The sequence below is a fragment of the Cylindrospermopsis curvispora GIHE-G1 genome (assembly GCF_014489415.1).
Taxonomy (GTDB): domain Bacteria; phylum Cyanobacteriota; class Cyanobacteriia; order Cyanobacteriales; family Nostocaceae; genus Raphidiopsis; species Raphidiopsis curvispora_A.
Window position 1 is genome coordinate 3525648 of sequence record NZ_CP060822.1, and the last position, 13366, is coordinate 3539013.

The following is a 13366-nucleotide window of genomic DNA, read 5'->3' on the forward strand; positions in this document are numbered from 1 at the left end:
GGATGAGGGAAAGGGGGACAAGGAACGGTTAGACTATTTCAGAGGTTTGGACTGCGGGTTGTTGCTGGGGTTGGAACATAAACAGGGAGTAAACCACATCCCTGCGAATATTCACCATCATGTCTAAGAACAACTCGTATCCCTCGCTCTTGTACTCAATAAGTGGATCTTTTTGTCCATAACCACGCAACCCTACAGATTCCCGTAGGGCATCCATCTGCTGTAAATGTTCCCGCCACAAGGTATCTATACGTTGTAAGATGAAAAATCTTTCTGCTTGTCGCATCAGACCAGGTTGAATTTGGTCTATTTCCGCTTCTTTCATATCATAGGCAATACGCGATTGTTCATGAAGGAAGGCCTTAATTTCCCCAACTCCCATATCCTCTAGCTGAGCAGGTTGCATATCTGCTAGTAAGTAAACAAACTCCTTGACTTTGCCCACTAACTTTTCTAAATCCCATTCTTCTGAGGGTAATTCTGGGTTGATATAATAGTCCACGATGTCATCCATGGTCTTTTCTGCATATTTGATCACCTGTTCTTTTAAATCTTCTCCTTCTAGAACTCGTCTACGTTCAGCATAAATAGCACGACGTTGATTATTCATGACTTCGTCATATTCAAACACTTGCTTACGAATGTCATAGTAATAAGTTTCTACCTTTTTCTGAGCACCTTCCAAACTGCGAGTTAATAAACCCGATTCAATGGGCATATCTTCCTCCACTTGGAACGCATTCATTAACCCAGCTACCCGATCTCCACCAAATATTCTCAGTAAATTATCTTCCAGACTGAGGAAAAATCTGGTTGTCCCCGGGTCACCTTGTCTACCCGATCTTCCTCTTAATTGGTTATCAATCCGCCGTGATTCATGCCTTTCTGTACCTATGACATGGAGTCCACCATTGTTTACTACTTCTACATGTTCAGCGTCAGTAAATTTTTCATATTCTTGTTTAATAGTCTGGTAAGCATCTCTTAACTTTTGCACTACTGCATCATCCGTAGGTGCTTTTTCAGCAGCTATAGCTACTTTATCTTCTGCTTCTAATTCCGATAAGGTGCGACTACCATAGGCATTAACTGCTACCTCAACCGCTTCCTTTAATAGTTTTTCAGTTACCTGGGATAACTCAGTGGGAAAAATCCCCCCAGATACGCGCCAAGTTTTGAGTTTTTTGCCGGGAACAAAACCCTGACCACTACCATTACTACCATTTCCACTAGGAAGTCCTGAAGCTCTTTGAATGGTGAATTGATCATCTTCTGGTCTCACAATCCTAGGCATAAAATATTCCCGTAACTTCAACCGAGCCATATATTCGGAGTTACCGCCTAAAATAATATCCGTGCCTCGTCCCGCCATATTAGTAGCTATGGTTACTGCACCCCTGCGTCCAGCTTGGGCAACAATTTCCGCTTCCCGTTCTACGTTTTCCGGTCTAGCATTGAGTAATTCGTGAGGAATACCCTTTTCTTGCAGTAATCTGCTCAACAGTTCGGATTTTTCCACACTAGTGGTTCCTACTAGTACCGGTCTGCCACCTTTGTGCATTTCTTCACATTCCCGTGCAATGGCTCCCCATTTACCCGATTCTGTTTTAAACACCATGTCGGATAGGTCTTGACGTTTTCTGGTGCGGTGGGTGGGAATAACACTTACTTCTAATTTATAAATCTTTTCAAATTCCGCTTCTTCCGTTTTGGCTGTTCCTGTCATTCCAGCTAATTTCGGATAAAGCAAAAATAGGTTCTGATAGGTAATGGTTGCCAAAGTTTGGGTTTCGGGTTGGATTTCCACTCTTTCTTTGGCTTCTATAGCTTGGTGCAAACCATCGCTCCATCTTCTTCCTGGTAGTACCCGACCAGTAAATTCGTCCACAATTACCACTTCCCCATTGCGCACGATATAATTCACGTCTTTGAGGAATAGTTCTTTCGCTTTAATGGCATTAAAGACAAAATGGGCCCAGGGATTTTCTGGATCAAATAAATCGGTTACGCCTAAAAGATTCTCGGCTTCAGCAAAACCATCGTCTGTTAAAAGAACGTTCCGCGCTTTTTCATCAACTTCGTAGTGCTCGTCTTTTTTAAGGGTAAATGCAATTTCTGCTGCTTGTAAGTATTTTTCTGTTGGTCTTTCTACTTGTCCAGAAATAATTAGGGGAGTTCGCGCTTCATCAATCAGAATGGAATCTACTTCGTCGATTACACAATAATTAAACGGACGTTGTACCACTTCTTCCATGGATGTGGCCATATTATCTCGCAGGTAGTCAAAACCTACTTCACTGTTGGTTACATAAGTAATGTCACAGTCGTAATTTTTTTTCCTTTCTATGGGAACCATGGTGGACTGAATCAGTCCCACACTCATTCCCAAGAAGCGGTGTATCTGACCCATCCATTCCGCATCTCGTCGAGCTAGATAATCATTTACAGTAACAACATGAACACCTTTATTACTTAAAGCATTTAAATAACTGGGTAAGGTAGCTACTAGGGTTTTACCTTCACCGGTTTTCATTTCTGCTATTTGTCCTGTGTGGAGAATTACTCCCCCTACCAGCTGAACATCAAAATGTCTTAACCCTAATACTCTGGAAGAAGCTTCTCTTACTACTGCAAAAGCTTCTGCTAGAATCTCATCTAAGCTTTCACCTTTGTTTAATCTTTGTTTAAACTCAGCAGTCTTCCCCCTTAACTCATCATCAGAGAGTAATTTAACATCTTCTTCTAAGAGATTAATTTCTGTAATGTAGTGTTGGTACTTTTTTAGTTTACGAGCGTTGGGATCGCCCAACAATAGTTTTAGCATGGCAAGTTATCAAATATTAAGTGTTAATTGTTGACTGATGAGTTTTGACAGGTGAGCTACTTAGTGTAGCCTTTACATTCTACCAGCAACATACTCCTATAGAGATTCTATCTCATAAACAAAATGTATGCTCCTGGAACTCATTAAATTAGGTAATATTATCGATTTCCAGCTGGTTAGGTCACGGGTTGAATACCGGTGAGTAGACCCATTATAAATCCTAGGACTACACTCCCGCCAAAAATGATTAACATTAGTATGAGTAACTGACGTTGAATTCGAGTATGTTTGGGCTTGGTCTTGAATAAGTTTGACACAATGATAAAACTCTACTATATCAAGTTGGAGATTCAGGAGAAGATGGCAATTACAGGTAGTCAAAAAATATTTCTGGCACTAATCTGAGTTCTCCTGATTTAAATTTACTAATTTCTACCCAGAGGGCGCGATGTTTTTTCTGGGGTGTTTCTGAAAAGGTGAGACTTTCTATTTGATAAAATCTGGGGTCAGCAAAGTCACATTGGTAAAGTTGAATGATTTCATGTCCCTGGTTACCATCAAAAATAAATAGGTTTTCTATACAACCTAAATAGCTAATATTGGTTAGTTCGGCTTGAATTTCTTCTTGAAATTCTCTCGCTAATGCCATTCGACTGCTTTCCCCGAATTCTATCCCTCCACCTAAAGCTCGATAAAATGTTGATTGCTTGGTTGGATCATATCCCTCGGAAACAAATATTCTTTCCCCATCTCTGATTAGGGCTAGAACTATAACACGAATCTCACCTGGTTTGTTCATCTTTCTTTTAGTTCTCGTAAATTGAGTAAGCACGCATCTCCTCATTCTCTACTGGCCAATCTTCGTTTTCTCCCCCAATATATAGGATTTCTATCACAATATACTCTTCATTTAACTGCAACAGTGCATTCAAAAGAATGTCTAATGCGATCGCATCGCTTGTGCCTAGGTCGAACCAGCATCTTCCCCATTCTCCCTCATATTCAAATTCCCCCATGTTGTGCATGAGAGCTACCATGGAACGACTATAACCTTCCCTATCATAATCTATGTAGTTTAGGTCTACACCAGTTTCTTGTATTTGCAAGTTCTCGGCGTTAAATCCTCCTAGTTTCCCTAAATAAAACCAGGAGTTAAAAACCTCTTCCACATATTGTTTTTCCTGCGGGGAGGGAATTGTCCCAAACTTAAACCAAATCCAGACATCAAAGGGGTTAAATTCTCGAAATTGAATGTGCATTTTAGTGGTTTCTTCAGTAGTTTCTTTAATCTCTAATTGCTTTTAAGTCTAGCTTGAGCCTGGCTACGCTCATACTCAATTTGTTTGACTAAACTAGAAGGAATTTGGGATTTCTTGGCTAGGGCTAAATCAAAATTGGCGATCGCCTGTTGAATCAAATTCTGGTCTTGTTCTCTTTTGGCTTGCTCATGAAGAATTTGAGCTTTGAGATAATAAATTTCTGGATTGTCACTAGTGCTATTTAAAGCTCGATTGACATATTCTAGGGCTTCCTGGTATTGTTGTAAATCTCGATATGCTAAAGCAATACCTCTATCTACCAAGTAACGAGGTGCGGCATTTTGTTGCCATTGTTCAATTGCCTGTTCTGGACTAGTAAAGGGTAAGTTTACCGCCAACATCAAGTTCATATACCCCCTAATTAAATTTAACTCAGGATCATTAGCATCAATAGCCTCTGCCTGGTCTAAATATTCATAGACCTTTTTTAACTGTAAAAAGGCCTGAGAAGCACCCTTCCAAACCCCTTGACGAGTGAGAGTTGTCGCTCCAATTAGAAAGTTGCCCACTCCAGTGTATAAATTACCACGCAAGGGATTAGTCGCAGTCAACTTTTCACCAGTTTCTAAAGTTTTTCGACTATACTTCTCCAAAGCAACCCAATCTTGATTAACATAGGACAGGGACGCTTTTAAAGCATAAACCAAGGGTTCCCCCGGTTCCTCGACCATGGCTTTTTTCAGATGATCTTCACCTGCTCCATAATTCCCCTGTTCAAAAATTGCTCTAAAAGCCGCTTCAGTGCGATCGCCAATTTTATGAGGTTGATTAACACGGAATGGGTCTCCTGCAAAGGCTGTATTAATGCTCAAACCAAGAGCTAGGGTAGCCATAGAAACCACCCGAACAAAGGATAAATTTCTGGTGGGAGTGAGGAAAGCAATTAAAAAACCTTTGGATATCATAATTTACAAAGTAGTTACAGCACTTAAACTCAAGTTATTTGTACGTAGGAGAAACAAAACACACTCAATAATATACAGAAAAGTCGGAGAAACTTTATTTCAATTACCTGGAACCTATCTTATCAAATGCTCTATCTTCAAAATCTAACTTATCACCCCACAGCTTGTCCCACTCCAATTCTCCAAGCTATTAATTTGGAACTACCACCTCAAAAACTAGGACTAGTAATTGGACCAAGTGGATCTGGTAAAAGTACCCTATTAGAGATTTTATCAGGACTTGCGGAACCCACTAGTGGTGGTATATTTTGGAGGGAACAAGAACTAGTCCCAGAACACCTGCAACAACTAGCGGGGATAGTATTTCAATTTCCAGAAAGACACTTTTGTGGGGGCACAATTTTGGAAGAGTTGCGTTTGGGTCATCCAGAACTAGGACTGGAGAGGGTCAAGAATGCATTAAAGGAGGTAGGACTAGAGAGTTTACCCTTATCTACATCGCCTAATGCTCTCAGTGGTGGACAACAAAGACGTTTAGCCCTGGCTGTACAGTTGATTCGCCAACCAAACCTATTACTACTAGATGAACCTACAGCAGGTCTGGATTGGTCAATGCGTCGTCAACTAGTGACTTTACTAGAGAGACTCAAGAAAAACTGGACAATACTGGTGGTCACCCATGACGCGGGGGACCTATTACCAATAGCAGATTGTTGTTGGAATCTCCACCATGGTATTTTGAGTCCTATTGCTCCCAGTTTAGAGTCAATAGCGAAGTAACTATGGTAAGTATGGATAGGGAAAGTGGCGGTACTTTACCGGAGATGGCAGAAATTTGGCAGGAAACATTAAATTGGCAACCCACAATTGAACAGGGGAATCAACTGCAAAAGCTGTACGATTTGATTGTACTTGCTAATCGTCAAATCAACTTAACTCGAATTACCGAACCCAAAGAATTCTGGGAAAAACATCTTTGGGATTCTTTAAGAGGAGTTGCACCACAGCAGCATTTTTTACCAGAATTGAATGCAGCTGGGTCAATAATTGACATTGGTAGCGGTGCGGGATTTCCTGGTCTACCAATTGGGATAGTTTTTCCTCATTACCAGGTAACTCTACTAGATTCTACTCGCAAGAAAGTTAACTTTATCAACAGTGCTATAGAAAAACTAACCCTGAGTAATGCAACAACAATTCTAGGAAGAGCGGAGGAAATTGGACAGCAAACCCCATACAGGGAGAAATATGATTTAGCAGTCATCCGCGCTGTAGCTAGTGCTCCCGTATGTAGTGAATATACTTTACCCTTAATCAAAAAAGGCGGTTTGGCAATCATTTATCGGGGAACCTGGACGCAGGAAGAAAATCAAAATTTAGAACACGCTGCCAATATTTTGGGAGCTAGGATAGAACTGATAGATAGATTTACCACTCCCCTGACTAAAAGTGTTCGTCACTGTGTATATTTAAAGAAGGTGCTACACACACCCATAAGCTTTCCCCGTCCTGTGGGTGTACCCATCCAAAATCCATTATGTTAAATAAACCCCCGACAAGTCGGGGGAGCGTTAACTAAGGATCTACCCAACGACCATCACCTTTAATTAAATTAATTAATTCTTCCACCCCTTGGTCCTCTGGAACCTTTTTAATCTCCTCTCTACCTCTATACAAAGAGATAAAACCAGGATTTTTACCAACATATCCATAGTCCGCATCGGCCATTTCCCCCGGACCGTTGACAATACAACCCATAACAGCAATATCTAACCCGGTTAAATGTTTCGTTGCTTCCCGAACTTTATGTAACACCTCCTCTAGGTTAAATAAAGTCCTACCACAGGAAGGACAAGCAACGTACTCAACCATTGTTTTCCGCAAACCAAGAGCTTGAAGAATGCTGTAACAAACAGGAATCTCCTTTTCCGGTGATTCTGTTAAAGACACGCGAATGGTATCACCAATACCATCTGCTAACAAGGTGGCAATCCCCGCAGTGGATTTAATTCTGCCATATTCTCCATCTCCTGCTTCCGTCACACCCAAATGTAAGGGATAATCCATACCCAAATCATCCATCCGTTTAGCCATGAGTCGGTATGCAGCTACCATCACTGGAACCCGCGATGCTTTCATGGAAATAACAATGTTGTAAAAATTTAGAGATTCACAAATACGGATAAATTCTAAAGCTGATTCTACCATACCCTCGGGCGTATCACCATAGGTAAATAACATTCTTTCTGCTAGGGAACCATGGTTAACTCCAATACGCATGGCTTTACCTTGGTCTCGCAGTGACACTACTAGTGGAGCTAGGGTCTCACGAATTTTCTCCCCTATTTCATCGAACTCGGTTTTTGTATATTCAGTGCGATTGCTGTTCGGTTTCTCAAATACATATAACCCAGGATTAATCCGAACTTTCTCGATATGTTGGGCTACCTCCAAAGCAATTTTCATTCCGTTGTGGTGGACATCAGCTACAATGGGAACATCCCTGTAAGTTTGTTGTAACTTTTGTTTGATTTCCGCTAATGCTTTGGCATGGGCCATACTGGGAACAGTTACTCTAACTATTTCGCAGCCAATTTCATGGAGACGACGAATAGCGCTGACAGAGCCATCAATATCTAAGGTGTCTTCATTAATCATTGACTGTACTACCACGGGGTAACCACCACCGATAGTCACATCTCCTACCTTAACAGGGCGGGTTTTACGACGTTTAATAGTGGTGTCAAAGGTGGGTTGGCTGGTGATAATATTACCAGTCTCAAGGGATGGTAGGGTTTGCATAGCCTCAACAAGTAGATTCTGTAGCTACCATACCAGATTCTTAGGACTGTTAGCTACATGCCACTTTTTATCACTTAAACAGTTCTAGGGAACCTTGATAACCGGTCACAATTCGTGCTCCATCTTTCAGAATGTGAACTTCTATTTGATCGCTGGCCCAGGTGATCTTATCATTAAACTCTGGGTTGAACACATAGACTTTTTGGTTCCGGGAGGATACGGGGGAGGTGGGGGAGTTAATGGCTAAGGAATCTACAAACGGACCGTCAATTAAAATGTCCAGTTCTCCTAATAATTCCCGAGAACCGGGGGGTGCTGATTCCGATTGTAATTCCTGGAGGGTAAAACCGCTGAAGGACATTACATTTAAACCCCTAGCTTTGAGTTTTCTTGCCAAAATCGCTAGGGACTTGGCCTGCAGAAATGGTTCTCCTCCCGAAAAAGTAACTCCTGTATTTTCAGAATTTCTCAGGATATCTTCCGCTAGGTCATCAATAGCAACTAACTTGTTAACTTCAAAACTCCAAGACTGGGGATTAAAACAACTGGAACAGTGGCGAGGACAACCCTGCATCCATACCACAGCTCGACGACCAGGTCCGTTAACCTCGGATTTATCAACATACCCCATGATGTTTAGATACCCGTTGGGAATTTCTTTCATGGGAGATATTATCACTAATTCGTTTAAAGCTGCTGTCATTTTATTACTCCTTCTCCCTAAGTATAAAATGCTTTGAGTTAATCATCTTTCTTCCCTCCCCGAGATCCCCGCTCTCTTAGGTGGGTTGTTGACAATTTTTGGTGAATAATCATATCTTAAACTAAAGTCCTATAAATTGCAACGCCTTCAAGAGAAGACCCAGGATTTCGTAGGTTGGATTGAGGAACGAAACCCAACATTTGGGGCTAGAAGCTGAAAGAAAATTTCTACCCAGATATTGACAAATCTACCGGAATGTCCATATACTAAAATGTAGTGTATATTATTGTTGAGTTCAATGAAGAAATCAATTTTGAAGCAAAACCTTTTATATATACAAACATAGATTTTCGTAGGGCGATCGCTCGATAATTACAGCAACTCCTAGACTTATATATAAATGAGAAATAATAAGAAAAAATTATACTTATGAGCGGTTGTGATAAGTTTTTTTATGGTTGAGGGGCGTAGAAATGTGGTATTGTAATAGTTAAGAATAATGGAGTGGCGACATTTTTAAAAAAACTGCACAGATTTCCATTATCAGAGTATCATTGCCAAGAGTCAATAGTCAACCCCCCTCATTGAAAAAAATCGGTGCGCGGCAGATCTCCTCATCAAAAGCGCTTTTTGACTTTGATTTACAAGTCACAATAAATATAGGTTAAGCAGTATCGTGATTGAGAGTGATTTGCAATTGCAGGGAGGTTTCGTTCCTCAACCAATCCTACAAATAATTGTGCCTCCCTACTTAGTTGAACCTACACTTTAAATTTAGCTTTGTTGTTTTTTATTGGTGAAAATTCTATAATATAACCATCTGGTAAACTCTTTGATGGGGAAGAGCAGGTAGGTTAGGGGGTTGACAGTAACAATAATGTTTCTAAAGTCCCGTTGAGCTAAAAACACAATTCCCTTTGCTACCTGGGTTGATGACATGACTCCATAGGGATTAAGTTGACTTTTAAATGGACCTAATATTAGTTTCCTAATTACACAGACTCCATTTAGGCGTTTTAGGGTAACTAAATCTCCTAATGCTCTTTTACTCAGTTCATAAAGAGGACTTAATGCAGGTGAAACTTCAGCTTCCGAAGTGTTCACCCAAATTTCCTTGGTTGCTTTAGCATGGGGTCCAGTAACAGTCTCGGAAAATATATCTATTAACCGCAGTGCAGAAAATGTGTTAATTTCATAGGAATTATTCATAGCTCCGGAAGTGCGATCGCCATAAACATTAATGCCATGGTTGATAATTAAAATATCAACTTTTTCTAAGTTGGCTTTTAGTTCTATTTCGTTGCCCAATTGCCAGGGGATGACTTTGATTCCAGAGTGGTTTGGGATATTTTCTGGGTTAGTTGTTAAGGCTACAACTTTGGCATTTTGTTTAATTAATTGAGTGGTTAGTGCTTTTCCTAAACTTCCGGAAGCTCCGGTGATAGCAATGGTTTTACCTTTAAGAGAAAGTCCCGTTCCCAACACTTTATCTACCAGGGAAAATACTCCACTATAATAGGCGTTGACATCGTCAAAATGGTGTCGCCAATGATAGGTTCTATTCACAAACCAAACGGAAGGAATTGTTGCTAATGGTCCGGGTAAATGATTATAATCTGTGTCTATTGTGCCTTGAAAGTAGCGCAAAGATGCACCGTATAAAAAGGTAATGGAGTAGGCCACACCTAACCACAAACCCCACTGTTTTGTCAAGAGAGCGACGAAGGTTAATAAAACCACCAGTATTATAGATTCCACAATGTCATGATATAATTGGGACTCTATGTAGGCTTTTTGAGAAGCAATAGTCAGGTCTCGACGATATGCTGCGTGGTGCTTATTATGCCATTTTGACAACCAGGTGACTTGATGACACAAAGCATGATAAACATCCCGGAGAATTTCAGCCAGTAATAGGGAGAAAAACCCCCAGGTGATAAACTGTAAACCGGTGTTTACTAATATCCAATCAATCTCTATGCTTTGAATTAAAATCATTTTCCTTTAGCACTGTACATTTATTTTTACTATTTTTACATTATCCACAGATTCTATGGATTTGGGTGGTAATCTCTACCGGAACCAAATTTCCAACCATCTATCCATCGATGAATATAGTATTGTTGACTGTTCGGTAAGTTATTAATTATTTTGCCTAGTGCTGGTATGGAGCTGAAAGAAAATAAAAGGCTAAAAATCAGCAGGTTTATATAGTGACCTATCCAATCTATCAAACTGAAAAGACCAACTTGGGGAATAATCTTAGCTATTAACAAGGGATGGTTTATACCCGTTTTCCACAAGGTTTGACTCAAGGCTGAAAATTGCACTATATCTTGTAAAAAAGGTTTTAAAACCGGAGTACCTAATTTTGCCATTTCCCTAAATACTACGGACAGCAGTTGATTAATTTGATCCGGTGGGATTTGCTGATTTGTTCTTACACTCATGGCTTTTTGAAACAACCAGGTCACACTTAAACTAGGTTGGTAGGGCTGTAATAATTTTAAGGAGGAAGCCCATAATTCATTAGTTTGTAATGCTTCCTCAATCCCCACGGTTAATCGCTCTAAATGACGAATCATGGCACCAAATCCACCAAAACTCAGGGGTGACTGATTACCACTGCTATCTCCCACGGGTAAAATGTAATTCCAAGGGGTTTGCAAGGGACTTTCACGGTAACTAGGAAAAAAACCAAACAACACCCTTTTAAAAGTTAATTTATCAATTTCTACCTTTTGGTATTCTGGTAATAAGCGAAAATATTCACCAATTAATTCTTCTAGGCTTAACCGCTGGGATGCTGGGTCAATATAGGTAAATAAATAAGTGGTTCTACCATCCCGTGCGGGGAAAGCTTCCCAAAAGTATTGACATTGATTTTGTAGGGTAGTAAAGGATAGCAATAAATCCCCTGAGTCATTGCTGGTAAATCCCTCTGCACAACTTCCCACTACTAAACATATTGCATCTGGTTTTTTACCCCCACGTGCTTGTTTACTAATAGGTGAAAGGTGTCCCATAGCATCTAGTAGTAATCTACCTGAAAATTGGTTATTGACCATTATGCCATTTGAATGGACCACCGCGTTGTTAAATGGGGTATTCTCTAGTAATGTTCCTCCTGCAACTAGAAACCGGTTCTTGAGAGTTTTGAGTAGATAAACCGGATCTACCCCAATATTGAGTACATCCTCCACCCAAATTTCCCCACTACCAGCAAAACCTACCCGTGCTGGGTTATAGGTAGTGACAATGGTTGTTGCTAATTCCTCCTGTGTCAATAGGTCTAATTTTATTAATACTGACAATTCCTGACGAGAAATATTCCATTCTTGTTCTCTTCCCTGTAAAACCCCTTTTTCTAGCAGTGCTACTCGCACTCCCCGTACTGCTAGGGCACTACCAATTAAAATTCCTAATGTCCCACCACAAATTATTACATCCCAGTCTATAGATTCTAACGGGGTTGATTCCTGTTTAACTACTTCCGTAAAGGTTTGGTTATCGGTTTTTAGGGATGTTAAAGTTTTATCGCTGCGCCGTAGGTTCTCTAATATGTTTCCTGGCAGTTGGGAGAGAATTTTTTCTGTTATAGTCATGTCCTAGCAAGTTCTATTCTTTTCCAAGTCAATTCTCCTGTATTTTGATCCTCAAACCAACGGAGTAAATTGGCCTGTACACCCGCACCAATGGTGGGTAGATTAATTGCCTTTCTGGGCCCATCCGTAGCTAAAAAGATTCCAGTTTCAATGTCGCAAATTTGCCACTGCACTAGCTTTTGTACTCCTTTTAGTAAGGAAAATGTGGTTCCCGATAAGGTTCCATCCGCTAATCTAGCTGTACCATTTTTTACTGTAATTTTTCGACTATCCCAGGGATATTCTCCATCTGGTAGTCCTAGTGGTGCTAAAGCATCACTGACTAGAAATAGTCCTTTGCTAGCACGTAATAAAATTTCTAACATGGGCGGCACAATGTGTTGTCCATCGGCGATAAAGCTACTCATCACATGGGGATGATTTATAGCAGCACCCAATAGACCTGGTTCTCGGTGGTGTAGAGGTGGCATGGCATTAAACGCATGGGTCACCATAGTAGCACCTGATCTAAAAGCTTCTTCTGCTTGTGCTGCTGTAGCTAGGGAATGTCCTAAACTCACGGTTATTCCTAAAGATCTCAGATAGGGTATGACTTCCCCAGTGGAGTCTAATTCAGGAGCTAGGGTGATGACCTTCACCAGGGAAGCATAATTCCCTAATACCCGATTAACCTCACTCATGGTCAGGGGGAGTAAATATTCTGCTGGATGGGCCCCCCGTTTACCATAGTTTAAAAAGGGACCTTCTAAATGGACTCCCAGAATTTTTGCCCCGGATTTTTGCTCATAATTGGCTATGAGGTCTAGGGAACGATGTATATTTTCTATGGAGGTTGTCACTAAAGTGGGTAAATAAGCATCCACCCCCTGTTCCCACAAAAAATTTGATATTTCTTCCAGTCTGTGGATGTTTCTATCTGTCAAGTCGGGGAATGCTAAACCCAAACCCCCATTGATTTGCAGATCCACACCACCCAATGAGACCCAATCACCTGCTAAATCCAGAACCCGCAAGTTCTCCCTGGTTTGTCTTTGACACAGCTGGGTCATGGGTAAGATTTCTTCGATGTTCCCCCGCTCGTTCACCCAGATCATCTGTAAACCTTGATAACCGGGTACTTTTGCATTGATAATATCGGTGTTGCAAATTATCCGCTCTGCTGTTGTTGTGGTCATCACCCTGTCCAGATAAATCTACTATCTCATTTT

General features: G+C 40.7%; 11 protein-coding genes. 2 read left to right on the forward strand and 9 right to left on the reverse strand.

What is annotated here, in order from left to right; all coding sequences use genetic code 11:
* Positions 1 to 28 precede the first annotated feature (28 nt).
* From secA to IAR63_RS15720, 4 genes are all read right to left on the reverse strand, one after another.
* Entirely contained in the window at positions 29 to 2824 is a 2796-nt protein-coding gene (gene secA / locus IAR63_RS15705; protein ID WP_187705914.1) for a preprotein translocase subunit SecA, read from the reverse strand.
* Between the two features lie 367 nt (positions 2825 to 3191).
* Positions 3192 to 3623 carry an NUDIX hydrolase gene (locus IAR63_RS15710; protein ID WP_057177352.1) on the reverse strand — a complete coding sequence of 144 codons (432 nt, stop codon included), beginning with the start codon at positions 3621 to 3623 and terminating at the stop codon, positions 3192 to 3194.
* 7 nt (positions 3624 to 3630) lie between these two features.
* Positions 3631 to 4083: a DUF3531 family protein gene (locus tag IAR63_RS15715; RefSeq protein ID WP_187705915.1), complete on the reverse strand. Its 453-nt coding sequence runs from the start codon at positions 4081 to 4083 to the stop codon at positions 3631 to 3633.
* Between the two features lie 32 nt (positions 4084 to 4115).
* Positions 4116 to 5048, reverse strand: a complete 933-nt coding sequence (locus IAR63_RS15720) for a Sll0314/Alr1548 family TPR repeat-containing protein (protein ID WP_187705916.1) — start codon at positions 5046 to 5048, stop codon at positions 4116 to 4118.
* A 126-nt stretch (positions 5049 to 5174) separates the two neighbouring features.
* On the opposite strand from IAR63_RS15720, the gene IAR63_RS15725 reads away from it, so the two are divergent.
* Both IAR63_RS15725 and rsmG read left to right on the forward strand, forming a co-directional pair.
* Positions 5175 to 5828 (forward strand): ABC transporter ATP-binding protein, encoded by a 654-nt coding sequence (locus IAR63_RS15725; protein ID WP_187705917.1) that lies wholly within the window; start codon positions 5175 to 5177, stop codon positions 5826 to 5828.
* Positions 5829 to 5839: 11 nt separating this feature from the next.
* Complete coding sequence (gene rsmG, locus IAR63_RS15730; protein ID WP_187707494.1) at positions 5840 to 6592, forward strand: 16S rRNA (guanine(527)-N(7))-methyltransferase RsmG; 753 nt, start codon at positions 5840 to 5842, stop codon at positions 6590 to 6592.
* A gap of 31 nt (positions 6593 to 6623) precedes the next feature.
* Here the strand turns inward: rsmG and ispG are convergent, their stop codons facing one another.
* From ispG to nagA, 5 genes are all read right to left on the reverse strand, one after another.
* Positions 6624 to 7850 (reverse strand): (E)-4-hydroxy-3-methylbut-2-enyl-diphosphate synthase, encoded by a 1227-nt coding sequence (ispG, locus tag IAR63_RS15735; RefSeq protein WP_187705918.1) that lies wholly within the window; start codon positions 7848 to 7850, stop codon positions 6624 to 6626.
* A 70-nt stretch (positions 7851 to 7920) separates the two neighbouring features.
* Positions 7921 to 8553, reverse strand: coding sequence for a 4Fe-4S single cluster domain-containing protein (locus IAR63_RS15740; protein WP_187705919.1), 633 nt, complete (start codon positions 8551 to 8553; stop codon positions 7921 to 7923).
* Positions 8554 to 9327: 774 nt separating this feature from the next.
* Positions 9328 to 10551 (reverse strand): bifunctional sterol desaturase/short chain dehydrogenase, encoded by a 1224-nt coding sequence (locus tag IAR63_RS15745; RefSeq protein WP_187705920.1) that lies wholly within the window; start codon positions 10549 to 10551, stop codon positions 9328 to 9330.
* Between the two features lie 53 nt (positions 10552 to 10604).
* Complete coding sequence (locus IAR63_RS15750) at positions 10605 to 12158, reverse strand: FAD-binding oxidoreductase (RefSeq protein ID WP_187705921.1); 1554 nt, start codon at positions 12156 to 12158, stop codon at positions 10605 to 10607.
* Entirely contained in the window at positions 12155 to 13333 is a 1179-nt protein-coding gene (gene nagA / locus IAR63_RS15755) for an N-acetylglucosamine-6-phosphate deacetylase (protein WP_187705922.1), read from the reverse strand. Before nagA ends, IAR63_RS15750 begins: the two co-directional genes overlap by 4 nt.
* Between the last annotated feature and the right edge of the window lie 33 nt (positions 13334 to 13366).

Bases quoted from the DNA above. Each gene is read 5' to 3' on its own strand.
- secA (WP_187705914.1), bottom strand. From the start codon at position 2,824: ATGCTAAAACTATTGTTGGGCGATCCCAACGCTCGTAAACTAAAAAAG.
- IAR63_RS15710 (WP_057177352.1), bottom strand. From the start codon at position 3,623: ATGAACAAACCAGGTGAGATTCGTGTTATAGTTCTAGCCCTAATCAGA.
- IAR63_RS15715 (WP_187705915.1), bottom strand. From the start codon at position 4,083: ATGCACATTCAATTTCGAGAATTTAACCCCTTTGATGTCTGGATTTGG.
- IAR63_RS15720 (WP_187705916.1), bottom strand. From the start codon at position 5,048: ATGATATCCAAAGGTTTTTTAATTGCTTTCCTCACTCCCACCAGAAAT.
- IAR63_RS15725 (WP_187705917.1), top strand. From the start codon at position 5,175: ATGCTCTATCTTCAAAATCTAACTTATCACCCCACAGCTTGTCCCACT.
- rsmG (WP_187707494.1), top strand. From the start codon at position 5,840: ATGGATAGGGAAAGTGGCGGTACTTTACCGGAGATGGCAGAAATTTGG.
- ispG (WP_187705918.1), bottom strand. From the start codon at position 7,850: ATGCAAACCCTACCATCCCTTGAGACTGGTAATATTATCACCAGCCAA.
- IAR63_RS15740 (WP_187705919.1), bottom strand. From the start codon at position 8,553: ATGACAGCAGCTTTAAACGAATTAGTGATAATATCTCCCATGAAAGAA.
- IAR63_RS15745 (WP_187705920.1), bottom strand. From the start codon at position 10,551: ATGATTTTAATTCAAAGCATAGAGATTGATTGGATATTAGTAAACACC.
- IAR63_RS15750 (WP_187705921.1), bottom strand. From the start codon at position 12,158: ATGACTATAACAGAAAAAATTCTCTCCCAACTGCCAGGAAACATATTA.
- nagA (WP_187705922.1), bottom strand. From the start codon at position 13,333: ATGACCACAACAACAGCAGAGCGGATAATTTGCAACACCGATATTATC.